Source organism: Stenotrophomonas sp. Sm2128 (genome assembly GCF_030985535.1).
GTDB lineage: Bacteria > Pseudomonadota > Gammaproteobacteria > Xanthomonadales > Xanthomonadaceae > Stenotrophomonas > Stenotrophomonas maltophilia.
Genome location: NZ_JAPTFQ010000067.1, coordinates 14,157 through 28,268, shown reverse-complemented (window position 1 = coordinate 28,268; position 14,112 = coordinate 14,157). Strand labels below are relative to the sequence as shown.

Genomic DNA, 14,112 nt, shown 5'->3' with positions numbered 1-14,112 from the left:
GGCGCCACGCGTCAGGCGTGGCGCCGGAAGATCAGAGCCAGTCGCGTGGCACCAGGTAGTCGGCCAGGCGCGCCTCGGCGCTGCCCGCTTCCGGGGCGAAGCCGTACTCCCAGCGCACCCGCGGCGGCAGGCTCATCAGGATGCTCTCGCTGCGGCCGCCGCTCTGCAGGCCGAACAGCGTGCCGCGGTCGTAGACCAGGTTGAACTCCACGTAGCGGCCGCGGCGGTACAGCTGGAACTCGCGTTCGCGCTCGCCATGCGCGGTGTCCTTGCGCTGCTGCACGATCGGCAGGTAGGCGTCGAGGAAACCATCGCCGACCGCACTCAGATAAGCGAAGTCGCGCTCGAAGTCGCCGTGCAGGTCGTCGAAGAACAGCCCGCCGACGCCGCGCGTTTCATTGCGGTGGCGCAGGAAGAAGTACTCATCACACCAGCGCTTGTGCGCGGCATAGCGTTCGTCGCCGAACGGCGCACACAGATCGCGTGCCACCTTGTGCCAGTGCTGCACATCCTCGTCGAACGGATAGAACGGGGTCAGGTCGAAGCCGCCGCCGAACCAGCTGGCCACCACTTCACCATCGCGCTGCGCCTGGAAGAAGCGCACGTTGGCATGGGTGGTCGGCACGTAGGGGTTGAGCGGGTGGAACACCAGCGACACGCCGGTAGCGCGCCAGGAGGCGCCGGCCAGTTCCGGGCGGTTGGCCGAGGCCGACGGCGGCAGGCGGCTGCCGGACACATCGGAAAAGCCGATACCGGCCTGCTCGAACACCGCGCCGTCGCGCAGCACGCGGGTGCGCCCACCGCCGCCCTCGGCACGCTGCCACAGGTCTTCCTGGAAGCGGGCCCGGCCATCGACGGCCTCGATCGCCGCACAGATGCGGTCCTGCAGGTCGGTGAGGTAGGCGCGCACGCGCTCGAATTCGTTCATGGCGCGTACTTTACCGCAGGGCCCGCCCGAAGCTGCCGACAGGCCCTGGCTGGCTCAGCGCTTGCGGTTGGAATGGCGTGGCGGCGGGGTGTTGTCTGATGCCGCGTCATCGGCCGCCTTCTGCAGCGCGCGGCCCAGATCGATCAGTTCCCAGTTCTGGGTGCCGAGCACGTCGCAGGCCACGTGCAGGCCACTGCGGTCGGCCTTGCACAGCCGGTCCAGCAGTGCATGTGCATCCACCTCGGCATCGTTGCCCTGGGCCGTGACCAGGTTCTCGCAGCCCTCGCGGACGCCGGCGCGGCAGACCGTGGTGTAGTGCTCGGCGGCCTGCAGCCAGTGCCCGGACAGCGCAAGGCGGTTGCCGAGTACGTTGCAGCCCTGCAGCTTGCCCTGCGCGCAGCAGGCTTCCGCCCCGCCGGTAGCGAGCGCCTGCGGGCAATCCTGGGGTAGCGGCAGCACGGTGTACTGCTTCGGTGCACTGCAGCGGCCCGGGCCATCGCCAGTGGGGGTGAACACCTGGAAGCGGGTCCAGGTATCCAGGCCCAGCAGTTGGCCGCCAGGCAGCGGACGCAGCACGAAGTCGCCGCCCCTGTCGTGGCGGATGCGGATGTCGCCCTCTTCGACGCGGGCGCGGAGATGACTGTTCCAGCCAACGCCGACCAGGCCGTTGTCACCGAAGTCCAGCGTGTCCATCAGACCGCCATCGGCCCGGTAGTTGCCGCAGGGCAGGGCCGTTGCCGGTTGCGGTTGCAATGATGCGCCCAGCGCCTGCAACGCCGGCAGACGCTCGCAGGTGGCGGTGTCGTTGCCCGGTGTACAGGCCGCAGCCAGCGCCTGCACCGCCAGCAGGGGATCTCCCGCGTCCCAGGACAGTTCGGCCACCCGCTCGCAGAAGCCGCCATGCGCTACCTCGCGGCACAGCCGCAGCAACTGTTGCCGCCGCTCAGTCGGAATGATCACCGGCACGGTCGGCGCCGTCATCGTCACCATGGCTTCGGTCATGGCTGCCGTCATCGCGGCCTTGACCAGCTGCGCCTGCACTGCGGGGTCGGCCTCGAGCGCGGCGGCACATGCCGGGGTTCCCTGTTCGAAGCCCCCGTTGTCACAAGCAGCGGGGAGCTTGATGCCGGACAGGGCGGCGTCGAGGGCCGCCTTCTGCTGGACAGGATCGGCCTTCACCTTAGGCTTGGCTTCATCACGCCAGCGATCAGCCAGTTGCAGGCACATGCCGGGCACGCCTTCCCGACACCCTGCTTCCAGCGCGGCCGGAGTGGCTTCGTGACGGTTGTCCAGGCAGGCCACGGCATTGGCTAGGCAGCTGCCTTCAGCCGGCGTGGCTGCGGCGGCGCACTGTTCGGGGGTCAGCAGGATGTAGGTCGTGCCATCCACCTCGACCGTGCGGCCACGATCACGTACCTGCAGCGGGCTGGGCAGGCCGTACTCCAGGTTCACCAGTTGCAGCTTCCCGTCGATCTGCTGGAACGCGACCGGAGACGGTGCACTGCCGAAGTGCTTCTGCTCGCCACGGTTGGGTGAGCTGATGCGCAGCGTGCTGCTGCCTTCGTCGGCCTTGAACAGGCCGCATTGCGGTGACTGTGCGGCGGCCATCGGTGCGGCCAGCAGCAGCGCCCAGGCCAGCCAGCGCTGGCGCGGTGCGGATGAATGCATGTCGTCTCCTTGACGATCGAACGGGAAACTCCAGGCGCTACGGCGAACCACGGCCCTCGCGCGGGGCCGTGCATTGTGCCGTGCCGGGCACGGACTGGTAACGCTGGTAGGCGGTCTGCGCATCCATGCCGAGCAGATCGCCGTTGCCGAGCTGGCGCAGCACAAGGGTTTCGCCGTTCTGCTGCAGGTGGATGGCGCCGTTCTGCAGGCGGGCCCGGGTGCCATCGCCGAAGTCGAGCCTGTCGATCACGCCTCCATCGGCCTGGTAGCGGCCGCAGGGCACCTGCTGGGCCGGGACGAGGCGCAGGTCAGCGCCGGGACCGCGCAGCGGTGCGATGCGTTCGCAGGCGCTGGCGCGGCCGGCATCGCAGACCACCTGCAGCGCCTGCACCGCCAATGCGGGCTCCAGCGCGATCAGCTGCTGTGCGGCTAGTTCGACGCAGAAGCGGCCACTGCGGTGCTGCAGGCACAACTGCTGCAGGCGATCGCGTGCAGCGGCCGGAAGCGGTGAATCCGGCATGTTTTCGTCTTCCTGTTGCAGGCGTTCACCGACCTTCTGCATGGCGGCGGCCAGCGCATCGCCGGTCAGCGTCTCGCAGGCCCGCGGGTCATGGCCGGGCGTGTGTTCGCGGCAGATGGGCGGGCGTTCGAAGCGCGCGGGGCTGGTGTCATCGCTGCCGACTGCAGTTGTTCCATCGCGAAGCTGGCGCAGCAGCGCCGAGCAGCCCGCGCCAACGCCTTCGCTGCACGCACGCTGGGCCTGGCCGGGTGAGGCCGTGGGCAGCCGTGCAACGCAGTGGCTGCCGGCGGCGCGGCAGCTGCCGTCCATCGCGCTGGGCTCGCTGGCGCAGGCGCGGGGCTGGCGCAGGGTGTAGAGCACCACCCCGTCGTGCTCGATGCGCTGCCCATCGGCGCTGATCCGGATCGGCTGCGCCACGCCATCGTCGAGCATGACCAACCGCGTCTGTGCCGCACCGCGATCAACCCACAGCGGCTGTGGCTCGCTGCCCTCATCGTGGTGGTAGCCGCTGCCGGGAGTGGTGAACACCAGCGCCATGCCGCCATCGGCGCTGCGGTATTCGCCACATTGCAGCGCATCGGCGCCGGCAGGCAGCGCAGTCAACAGCAGCAATGCGGGGAGAAGGGTCGAAAAGCGCAAGCGACGGTCCTTGTCGTGCGGGAAAGGGGGTGGCTCAGTGGAAGCGCGAGCGGATGTCCGGCCGCAACAGGCGCCAGGCCAGCCAGCCCTGCAGGCCGAGGAGCACCAATGACATGGCCACCACGGTCAGCGTGATCAACCAGCGTTTCAGATGGAGTTCCTGCTGCAGGACGGCGTCGTCGGAGAGAAACGGGATGACATCACGCATGAACACGTCCAACCAGCCGGCGATCGCAAAGTTGGCCAACGCGCTCAGCAGCAGGATCACCACAAAGCTCCACAGGCCCCAGCTGCGCTCGCGCAGCAGGCCCCAGCTGGCCAGCGTCGAGGCCAGGCACAGCAGCGCGGCAATCATCGACGCGGCCACCGGATGCGCCAAAAGCCAGATCAGGCTGTGCAGGTGCTGGTCTTGTACTTCCCTCTCAACCAGATGCCAGATCGGAAGGTTGTGCAGCGGCCACAGCAGCAGCCCCTGCATCACGAAGTACACCGTGAGCAGCAGCGACAGCCAGAACGAAGCGTGTGCGATCGGGCGCACCCAGGCGTGATAGGTCGGCTGGACCAGCGAGGGAATCGGCGGGATCGACATTGACATCCGGTGTCCTTGCAATCGGTGCCCGCGCGATCAGCGGGCCGTCACCCGGGTGGCGACGGCCGGCAGGATATGGTGTTCGCTCAACGGTGCCAAGGGCTGGCCATGCGGCGGCTGCAGTGGCACCCAGGCCAGTTCGGCGATCTCGGCACATGCCTGTGGCGTGCCGTCCACCCGCACCCACCAGGCCTGTGCCTGCACGCGATGGCCGGGTTCGTTCACCGCCCAATCCTCGAAGGTGCCCAGCGCGATGGCGGTTTCCGCGCATAGCTGCACACCGAGTTCTTCGTCCAGTTCGCGGGCCAGCGCCTGCAGCGGCGCTTCGCCGGGTTCGGGCTTGCCGCCCGGTTGGATGAAGCGGCTGGCGCCGTGCTTGCGTACCACCAGCGCCCGGCCGCGGTCATCCAGGATGACCGCGGCCACGATGTGGATCGTGGCCGCGGCGTTGCTCACTTCAGGTTCTGCTCGAACAGCTTGAGGATGCGCTTGTACTGGTCCAGCCAGGAATCGGCGCGCACATAGCCGTGGCGCTCCAGCGGGTACGGTGCGATCGACCAGTTGTCCTTGTGCAGTTCGATCAGGCGCTGGGTCAGGTTCACCGAGTCCTGGAAGAACACGTTGTCATCCATCATGCCGTGGGCGATCAGCAGGTTGTCCTGCAGGTTCTGCGCGTATTCGATCGGCGAGGACACGCGGTACGCCTCCGGATCGATGTCCGGGGTATTGAGGATGTTGCTGGTATAGCCGTGGTTGTACTGGTGCCAGTCCACCACCGGGCGCAGCGCGGCGCCGGCCTTGAACGTGCCCGGCGAGCGGAACAGGGCCATGAAGGTCATGAAGCCGCCGTAGGAACCACCGTAGATGCCGGCATGGTCGCGGTCACCCTGCTGGGTGTCGACCAGCCAGTCCAGGCCGTCCTTGTAGTCTTCCAGTTCCGGGTGGCCCATGTTGCGATAGATCGCCGTACGCCAGTCGCGGCCGTAGCCCTCGCTGCCGCGGTAATCCATGTCCAGCACGATGTAGCCCTTCTGCACCAGCAGGTTGTGGAACATCTGCTCGCGGAAGTAGGCCGGGTAGCGCTGGTGCACGTTCTGCAGGTAGCCGGCGCCGTGCACGAACATCACGATCGGGTACTTCTTCCCCGGTTCCTTGTTTTCGGGCTCGTAGTACTTGGCCCAGACCACGCCGGCGCCATGCTTGGACGGCACCGCCACCAGCTTCGGCTGGATCCACTGGCGCGCCTTGAACTCGGCAGTGCGGGTGTCGGTCAGCACGCGGGCCTGGCCTGCGCCGGTGCTCGGTACCACGGCCAGCTGCGCCGGCAGGTAGGCGCCGGAGTAGCGCACCAGCAGCTGCTGGCCGTCCGGCGACAGCGAGAAGTCTTCCACGCCGTTGAGGCTGGTCAGCTCGCGCACCTGGCGGCTGCCGGTGTCGACCGCGCAGACTTCGTAGTCATGCGGCGCCTGCTGGTTGCACAGGAAGTAGAAACCCTTGCCGTCGGCCGACAGCACCGGCGCCGAGGTTTCCCACTTGCCGCTGGTCAGCGCCTGCGGCTTGGCCGTACCGGACTGGGTATACAGGTGCGAGAAGCCCGATTCCTCCGACAGCAGCCACAGCGTGCGGCCATCGGCCATCCAGCCGAAATCATTGAAGCCCCAGTTGATCCAGGCGTTGTCGGTCAGGCGATGGCGGTTCTGCACGCGGCCGTCGGCGGCGTTGACGCTGATGATCCAGCGGTCCTTGTTGTCGTTGGCACGCAGCATCACCGCGGCCTGCTGGCCATCGGGGCTCCAGCGGATGCCACCGCCCATGAAGTCGCTCATCACCTGCAGGCTGCGCTCGCCCTTCAGCGCGTCCTTGCCGGCCTTGCGGCGCAGCTCGGCCAGCGGATCGGTGCTGATGCCCGGCAGGCCGGCCAGCGAAACCTTCTCGGCCTTGCCGGTGCGCACGTCCACGTACCACAGCGTGTGCGGCTCGAAGCCGTTACGGCCGACGCGGGTGCGGGTGTCCTCGGTTTCCTCGTAGCCCGACTCGGTCACGTACAGCGGCATCTTGCCGCCACGGCCGTCATCGAAGTCCTTCGGCTTGGTCACCACGACCAGGTGGGTCAGGTCAGGCGACAGCACGCTGTCGGCGATCTCCACGTCGGCGCCCAGGTACACCGGGCCCGGCGCGCGGGTCGGGTCAGCCTGGCGCCAGCGCTGGTCCTGGTCCTTCAGTGCTTCGCGCTGGTCACGGTCGCGGCGAAGGGTTTCCAGCGTGCGCAGCTGCTGGTCGCGCAGCACGTCGGCCTTCGGCGGCGTACGCGGGTCCTTTTCGGCCTTCAGGCTGGCCACCTGCTGCACGCCGCTGGCGGCGGTCCAGTGGAACCAGTTCTGGCCGACGCGCCAGATCACGCCATTGTCGGCGGCGAAGTTCACGTTGCCCGCGCGCTCGTTGCTGCGGGTCAGCTGCGTCAGCGCGCCGCTGCGCAGGTCGCGCACGAACACGTCGCCATTGCGCACGAAGGCGCTGCGGCTGCGGCTGCGGTCGTAGACCGGCTCGGCCACGTCCAGGGTGCCGCGCTGGTCATCGGCCACCTGCGCGGCCACGCCACCGGCCACCGGCTGGCGGAAGGTATCGCGCACCGGGCTGCCGTTGCGCTTGAGCTGGTACTCCACCTGCTGGCTGTTCCACGACCACCAGGCCTTCTCGACCGGCGGGCCGATCCAGTCCGGGTCGGCCATGGCCTGTTCGATGGTGATCGGCGTCGGCGCGGCATGCGCGGCCGGTGCGGCCAGCACGGCCGACAGCAGGAGGGACAGGGGCAGCACTCGGGACATGGGCGGACGGCACCAGTAGAGGAAAACCGGCCAAGCGTAGCAGCCGCACGGGCCGGGGGCAGGGGCCACAGGTCATGGCAGCGGGATTGGCAAAGTAGTGCAACCGCTGGCCGGCCTCGCGCATCCATTCTCCTGAACCCGCATCATCCACCGAACAGGAGCCCGACCATGCAGGAACTGATCCCGATCACCCTCTTCATCTGCATCGCCTACGCGATCCACGCCATTGCCGATGCCCGCGCGCGTAGCAAGCTGGTGGCCCCGCACGTGCCCGAGGAAGTGATCCGCTCGCTGGCCGTGCTGGAAGAAGAGCGCCGCCGCCAGGGCGCGCTGCGCTGGGGCATCAGCCTGGTCTGCCTGGCGCTGGCCATGGCCCTGCTGGAAGCGATGGGTGCCCGTGACCTGACCTTCGGCGCCGCCGCCGCACTGGTCGGCAGCGCCGGCCTCGGCCAGCTGCTGGCCTGGCACTTCACCCGTCCCGCCGTCCGCAAGGGCTGAGCTGGAACATGCCACGGGCACAGGGGGCGCCCCGTAGATGAGCCTGTTCGGCGAAGCATTGTCGGCACTGCGGGGCCGTCGCCGTCACGATGCAGCGGCGACGGCGGCACCCGCCGCACCGCTGGACGCGGACCAGGCCCTGGTGCGAGCCATCATCGATGGCTCGCAGTCGGCCTTCGCGCAGCTGGTTGAAGCCCACCAGCGCACCTGCGCGCATGTGATCGGACGCATGGTGGGCGACCGCGACCAGGTGGCTGACCTGCTGCAGGAAACCTTCCTGGCCGTGTTCCGCCAGCTGCACCGGTTCCGCTTTGAATCTTCGTTGCGTACCTGGGTTTCGCGGGTGGCCTACACCACTGCACTGCAGCACCTGCGCCGGCGGCGGCTGGAGGCGCAATGGGTGGTGGCGGTGGAGGTGCCGGAGGAACTGGGGATCGGCGATGAAGGCCCCGGGCCCGCCGAGTTGAGCGAGGCGCTGCAGGCCGGGCGCCAGCTCGGCGTGGCACTGGAACGGCTGAGCGCGCCGCAGCGCCTGATCGTCGGCCTGCACTACCTGGAGGATTTCGATCTGGCCGAAATCGAGCAGGTGACCGGGCTGGCGCGCGGTACCATCAAGAGCCACCTTCACCGTGCGCGCCAGGTCCTGAAGCAGGAACTGACGCGGCGTGCCGCCGCCGGAGAACTGCTGTGAACCGACCGACCGACCCTCGCGATGCGGAAGAGCGCGCGCTGGCGCAGGCGTTGCGTGAGCAGGTGCAGCGGGAAGAAACGCCGGATGTGAGTGAGGCGCTGCAGAAGCGCATTGCCGCTGAGTCGCGCGACAGTGGCGTGGGCTATGTGGTGGTGCAGGTGCTGTTGTTTGGCGCGCTGCTGGCTGCAGCGGCCTGGTACATCTGGGTCTAGAAGAACATTGACGCCCGCAACTGCTTTGGGACGCTTCTTCCTCCAACTTCCGATCAGATATCCAAGCGTCGGGCGTTGTCTCCACGTCGGCAGTTGGCCTTTCCCGTCAGACTCCGTCACGTCGGCCTCGTCATCAGTGGCAGTTGCTCTATCCAGGGTCCGCGAGCTACGTGTGTTTCCTGAGGAAAGTTGCAAACTCCATGCCTCCGCTTGAGTCGGAGTTTCACAATCAGAGACTCTCAACCATCAGCTTCCACGGGTATGGAGTGAGAATCACATGGACAGGTGCGCCAGTAATCCAACGCCGGATGCAATTGGATGATGCTCTACTACATCCAGCTTTCGCTTGCCCGATTCAAGCAACGAATCGGGACTCATCTGGCAATCGCTCTCATGCTGGGTGCGGGGGTGGGGATCACGACCGTGATGCTCTCCATTGTTCTCCAGGCATCGTCGGATCCCGCGCCAGGCCGGAGCTCCGCGTTGTTCCGCCCGTACCTTGACGCGCGTCCAGATGCTCTGCGCAGTGGTTCCTCGGATCCGGGACAGGCACTGACCTGGCCGGATGCGAAGGCGCTTCTGGGCCAGGGGAGGTCGTGGAAGCAGGCCGCCATGGCGGGCGGGGCGGTGACGCTCTCCCGGCCGGGAGCCTCCAGCGCAAGGCTGCGTGCGAGGTTCGCAACGTCCGAAGTGTTCAGTGTTCTTGGCATTGCTGTTGTTGAAGGGCGCGCATGGACCGCCGAGGAGGGGCATGCTGCGAGTCGTATAGTGGTCCTGTCGCGTGCGCTTGGTGAGCGCGAGTGTGCGCAGGACTGTGTTGGTCATCGGTTGGAACTGGGCAGGCGCACCTACACTGTTGTGGGTGTCGCGGAGGATTGGCATCCGGTGCCGATGTTTCAGGGAGATCTCACACGCCGGCCGTTTGTGGAACCTGACGAGATCTACCTGCCGGTTGAGACCGCAATCGCGGACAGGCTGACTGTTGTGGATGGGACGGCGATCTGGGGGGGTGACCAGGACACGGACCCTGCAGGAGCCAACGTGTCATGGCTCCAATTGTGGGCGTGGCTGCCCACCGCGGACGATGTCGCCGCCTACCGGGCGAATCTGGATGCCTATGCACAGGCAAAGGGCCTTCGGATCGAACCAGGCACCCAGCAGGTGGCACTTTGGCCGTTGATGGAGTGGCTGGATAGGCTGGGATTGGTTCCGGAGCGGGCCAGGATGCAGCTTCGGCTGTCACTGATCCTTCTCGGTGTGTGCATCGTCAACGCGGCGGCGCTGCTGAGCTTCAGTCTGGGGCGCCGTCGGCGGGAGCTCGCGATACGACGTGCACTGGGAGCGCGACGTCGGGACGTGTTCATCCAGCTCATGTGGGAATCCATCGCGGCGGGAGCCGCAAGCAGTGTGCTCGCTGTCGTCACCTACACGCTGGGAATCCGGGTGGTTGCTGCGGGAGACGTTCTGCCCAGCGCGATAACGGCGATGCATGCTGGGGCAATGCTGATGGCCGCTGGCCTGGGAGTCGTCACGACGTTGCTCTGTTCATTGGTCCCGTCGTTTGAAATCTGCAGGGTCAGCTCCCTGTCGAGTGCCTTCGCGAAGGGGGCTGCCTGAAATGTTCGACTCGATGAGGGAGACCCGACGACATTTGGGAAGCGCCGCACTGCTTGCAGTGCAGGCAGCGCTTGCAAGCCTGGCATGTGCGTTCGCACTGCAATCTGCGCTGGACAGCTTCGCCAGATTGAACGCCGGGAGCATCCGGGAGGCAGCATCGATTGGTGTGGTCAGAGTCTCTGATGTCGAAGACGGCGCGGATGCGGCAGTGCTGCGGGCAGACCTGTCCGCGATCCGGCTGCCCGGTGTTCAGAACACGGTTGTGAGCGACGCTGTTCCGTTCGGGGGAAGAGCCCATCGATACGGCGTATGCACCAGTGAGTCGGCCATGGTGCATTCGATGAACGCGGGCACGGCAGACGTTGCTGGATGTGATCGCGTTCCCGTTGTAACTGCAAGCTCTGGCTTGCTGGCGATGCTGGGCGCGGGAATCGTCCTGGGGCGCGATGCCATGGAGGAGGACATGGTTGAAGGCGCTCCGGTGGTGCTGATCAGTGAATCGCTGGCTGCCCATCTGTTCGGAACGGGGAATGCTGTTGGCCGCCACCTGTATTTCGGCCCCGGCAGCAGCCGGGTCATCGTGGGCGTATTTGCGTCTGTTGCTGGACCGGCGCCAGGCGGCAATGAGCGGGACTCGCAGTGGGTGCTGCTCCCGGGCCTTCCCATGGGCGCCAGTCGCTATTATCTGGCGAAGTGGAAGTCGGAGGTTGATCGTTCATCGCTTGATCGCACCGCCGATGCGCTGCAGCGGCCTTATCGGATCATGCATCCAGCCGGTGTCGAGACGCTGGCGGGTTATCGCGACGCCTACGTCAAAGCTGATCGCTTCGCTACGACCGTGCTCGCGGTCATGACCGCCGTTGTTCTCGGTGTGCTGATGGCCGGCGTTTCTGGAGTTGTGGGCGCGTGGCTTGATCAGCGCCGGCACTCCATTGGGGTTAGACGGACATTGGGTGCTCGCGGATCCGTGATCTTTGCCGAAATCATGTTCGAGGTTTCACTGTTCACCACGCTGGGCACCCTGCTCGGCGCGTTGTCGTTGCAGTGGGTAGGGTCGCCGCAGGACGGCATCACCGGTTCACCGTGGTTCTCGATATCGAGCGCTGTTGTGCTGGTGATGGCGGCCTGCTTGACTGCACTGGTACCCCGGGCCCTGAGAATCGCCAAGGAGCCGCCCTTGACCCTGCTGGAGCCCCTGTAGCCCATTCATCCTGTCACCCAGCTTCACCTGCGACAAAGTGAAGCAGCGCGTCACCCGGTCGCATCCCGTCTTAACGAAATCCTCCTAAAGTGGTCCGGTATCCCACCGGTCACAGGCAGGAGGCGTCCCTTGGACGCGTTGTTGTTGTCCCGGATCCAGTTCGGATTCGTCATCAGTTTCCATGTGCTGTTCCCCGCCTTCACCATTGGCACGGCCAGCTGGCTGGCCTTCATCGAATGGCGCTGGCTGCGCACGAAGTTGCCCGTGTGGCGCGAGCTGTATTTCTTCTGGCAGAAGATCTTCGCGGTGTCGTTCGGCATGGGCGTGGTCAGCGGCATCGTCATGGCCTTCCAGTTCGGAACCAACTGGCCACGGCTGAGCGAGGTGGCCGGCACGGTCATCGGCCCGCTGCTGACCTATGAAGTGCTGACCGCGTTCTTCCTGGAAGCCAGCTTCCTCGGCGTGATGATGTTCGGCTGGGGCCGCGTCTCGCCGCGCCTGCATTTCCTGTCCACCTGCATGGTGGCGCTGGGCACGCTGTTCTCCACGTTCTGGATCCTGTCGTCCAACAGCTGGCTGCATACGCCGGCCGGCTACGAGATGGTCAACGGCGTGGTGCATCCGGTGGACTGGTGGCAGGTGGTGTTCAATCCCTCGTTCCCGTACCGGCTGGCGCACATGGCGCTGGGTTCGTTCATCACCACCTGTTTCGTGATCGGTGGCGTGGGCGCGTGGTACCTGCGCAAGGGCACGCACGTGGAAGCGGGCCGGCGCATGCTGATCGCAGCGGTGGCGTTCGCGGCACTGACCGTGCCGGTGCAGATTTTCGTCGGCGACATGCATGGCCTGAACACGCTCAAGCACCAGCCGATGAAGATCGCGGCGATGGAAGCGCACTGGCATGAAACCAAGGAGGGCGAGGGCGTACCGCTGGTGGTGTTCGCGCTGCCGAACGAGAAGGAAGAGCGCAATGATTTCGAAGTTGCCATCCCGAAGCTGGGCAGCGTGATCCTCACCCACAGCCTGGACGGTACCTTCGACCCGCTCACCTCGGTACCGTCCAACGAGCGGCCGCCGGTGACGCCGGTGTTCTTCGCCTTCCGCATCATGGTCGGTTTGGGCACGCTGATGCTGCTGCTGGCCTGGGTGTCGGCGTTCCAGTTGTGGCGGAAGAAGCTGCTGGATTCGCCGTGGCTGCTGCGCGGCTGGAACTGGATGCTGCCCAGCGGCTTCATCGCGCTGCTGTCGGGTTGGTTCGTCACCGAGATGGGCCGCCAGCCGTGGGTGGTGTATGGCGTGCTGCGCACTGCTGATGCGGTCGGCCCGCAGAGTGCGTGGATGACCGCGCTGTCGCTGGCGGTCTACGTCGTTGGCTACGCCTTCGTGTTCGGCTGGGGCATCTGGTACCTGGTGAAGATCCTGCGCCACGGACCGCGGCCACATGATGATGGGCCGTCGCTGGACCACGGCAGCCACACCCCGGCACGCCCGCTGTCGGCGGCCGACGAACCGCTGGAGGAGCGCTGACATGGACCTGATGACCTGGCTGCCGGTGGCGTGGTTCGCGGTGATCGGCTTCGGCGTGCTGATGTATGTGGTGCTGGATGGCTTCGTGCTCGGTATCGGCATCCTGGCCCCGTTCGCCGAGGACGAGGAGCAGCTGGACCTGATGATGAACACCGCCGCGCCGATCTGGGACGGCAACGAGACCTGGCTGGTACTGGGCGGCGCCGGGCTGCTGGCGGCGTTCCCGAAGGCCTATGCGGTGTTGTTGTCGGCGCTGTACCTGCCGGTGCTGCTGCTGGTGGTGGCGCTGGTGTTCCGCGGCGTGGCGTTCGAGTTCCGCTTCAAGGCACACCGGTCGCGCCGGCTGTGGAGCGTGGCGTTCGGACTCGGTTCGCTGCTGGCCACGTTTGCCCAGGGCGTGATCCTCGGCACCCTGGTGCAGGGCATCCCGCTGGTGGACGGTGTCTATCAGGGCGGGCCGTTCGCCTGGTTCAGCCCGTTCGCGATGCTGACCGGTGCCGCGCTGGTAGCCGGCTATGCGCTGCTGGGCAGCACCTGGCTGATCCTGAAGACCGAAGGCCGCGTGCAGGCGCTGGCACGGCAGATGACCCGGCCGCTGGTGGTGGCGGTGATCGCAGCGATGGGCCTGGTCAGCAGCTGGCTGCCGTTCCTCGATTCGCGGCTGATGGCGCGCTGGTTCAGCGACGGCAACTTCTGGTGGCTGTCGCCGGTGCCGCTGTTGACCCTGGCGGTGGCCGCCGCGCTGTGGCGCAGTGCGACCCATCCGCGCCGCGACCTGCCGCCGTTCCTGCTCAGCCTGGCGCTGTTCGTGCTTGGTTTCCTTGGCCTGGTGCTGGGCATGTGGCCGTACCTGCTGCCGCCGTCGATGACCCTGTGGCAGGCCGCCGCGCCGGCCTCCTCGCTGGGCTTCACCCTGGTCGGGCTGGTCATTCTGCTGCCGGTCATCCTCGGCTATACGGCGTGGTCGTACCGGGTGTTCCGCGGCAAGGTGCACGCCGACACCGGTTACCACTGATGGGTTGAAGGCGGGGCCCGCCGGTGCCGGGCCCCGTGTTGGGGAATGTGAAACCTGCACACCCCGGGCGGGACGTGCTAGCGTGCGCTCCTTTCCGGCAGCCAGGGGGGCAGCCGGCGACGTCCTGGACGGACGCACGGCTGCAGGAATGGGGGGCCGCCGCGCGTCGCCGTAATGGCTCG

13 protein-coding genes are annotated in these 14,112 nt (G+C 66.8%); 7 read left to right on the top strand and 6 right to left on the bottom strand.

Going from position 1 to position 14,112, the window contains the following annotated elements; all coding sequences use genetic code 11:
- Positions 1-31 precede the first annotated feature (31 nt).
- The 6 genes from hemF to O0K41_RS17070 are packed head-to-tail and all read right to left on the bottom strand — an operon-like array spanning position 32 to position 7,169.
- Complete coding sequence (gene hemF / locus O0K41_RS17095) at positions 32-928, bottom strand: oxygen-dependent coproporphyrinogen oxidase (protein WP_164221843.1); 897 nt, start codon at positions 926-928, stop codon at positions 32-34.
- 54 nt (positions 929-982) lie between these two features.
- Positions 983-2,596, bottom strand: coding sequence for a hypothetical protein (locus O0K41_RS17090; RefSeq protein WP_164221845.1), 1,614 nt, complete (start codon positions 2,594-2,596; stop codon positions 983-985).
- Between the two features lie 37 nt (positions 2,597-2,633).
- Positions 2,634-3,755 (bottom strand): hypothetical protein, encoded by a 1,122-nt coding sequence (locus O0K41_RS17085; protein WP_049448201.1) that lies wholly within the window; start codon positions 3,753-3,755, stop codon positions 2,634-2,636.
- Between the two features lie 34 nt (positions 3,756-3,789).
- The gene (locus O0K41_RS17080; RefSeq protein WP_049448203.1) at positions 3,790-4,350 is read right to left on the bottom strand and encodes a hypothetical protein; all 561 of its coding nucleotides are present in this window, start codon (positions 4,348-4,350) and stop codon (positions 3,790-3,792) included.
- 30 nt (positions 4,351-4,380) lie between these two features.
- Complete coding sequence (locus O0K41_RS17075; protein ID WP_005411620.1) at positions 4,381-4,800, bottom strand: NUDIX domain-containing protein; 420 nt, start codon at positions 4,798-4,800, stop codon at positions 4,381-4,383.
- Positions 4,797-7,169: a S9 family peptidase gene (locus O0K41_RS17070; RefSeq protein WP_059035899.1), complete on the bottom strand. Its 2,373-nt coding sequence runs from the start codon at positions 7,167-7,169 to the stop codon at positions 4,797-4,799. Before O0K41_RS17070 ends, O0K41_RS17075 begins: the two co-directional genes overlap by 4 nt.
- A gap of 168 nt (positions 7,170-7,337) precedes the next feature.
- Here O0K41_RS17070 and O0K41_RS17065 point away from each other — a divergent pair, with 168 nt between their 5' ends.
- The 7 genes from O0K41_RS17065 (at position 7,338) to cydB (ending at position 13,930) form a co-directional block, all read left to right on the top strand.
- On the top strand, positions 7,338-7,667 hold the full coding sequence (locus O0K41_RS17065) for a hypothetical protein (protein WP_043034435.1): 330 nt from the start codon (positions 7,338-7,340) through the stop codon (positions 7,665-7,667).
- Between the two features lie 37 nt (positions 7,668-7,704).
- Entirely contained in the window at positions 7,705-8,358 is a 654-nt protein-coding gene (locus tag O0K41_RS17060) for a sigma-70 family RNA polymerase sigma factor (protein ID WP_049448208.1), read from the top strand.
- Positions 8,355-8,570 (top strand): hypothetical protein, encoded by a 216-nt coding sequence (locus O0K41_RS17055; RefSeq protein WP_049448210.1) that lies wholly within the window; start codon positions 8,355-8,357, stop codon positions 8,568-8,570. The genes O0K41_RS17060 and O0K41_RS17055 overlap by 4 nt, the downstream gene beginning before the upstream one ends.
- A 321-nt stretch (positions 8,571-8,891) precedes the next feature.
- Entirely contained in the window at positions 8,892-10,187 is a 1,296-nt protein-coding gene (locus tag O0K41_RS17050) for an ABC transporter permease (protein WP_237398807.1), read from the top strand.
- 1 nt (position 10,188) lies between these two features.
- Positions 10,189-11,388, top strand: coding sequence for an ABC transporter permease (locus O0K41_RS17045; RefSeq protein ID WP_049448213.1), 1,200 nt, complete (start codon positions 10,189-10,191; stop codon positions 11,386-11,388).
- Between the two features lie 129 nt (positions 11,389-11,517).
- Entirely contained in the window at positions 11,518-12,915 is a 1,398-nt protein-coding gene (locus O0K41_RS17040) for a cytochrome ubiquinol oxidase subunit I (protein ID WP_049448215.1), read from the top strand.
- 1 nt (position 12,916) lies between these two features.
- A complete protein-coding gene (cydB, locus tag O0K41_RS17035) occupies positions 12,917-13,930 on the top strand; it encodes a cytochrome d ubiquinol oxidase subunit II (protein WP_005414876.1) in 1,014 nt (337 codons plus the stop codon).
- Positions 13,931-14,112 lie beyond the last annotated feature (182 nt).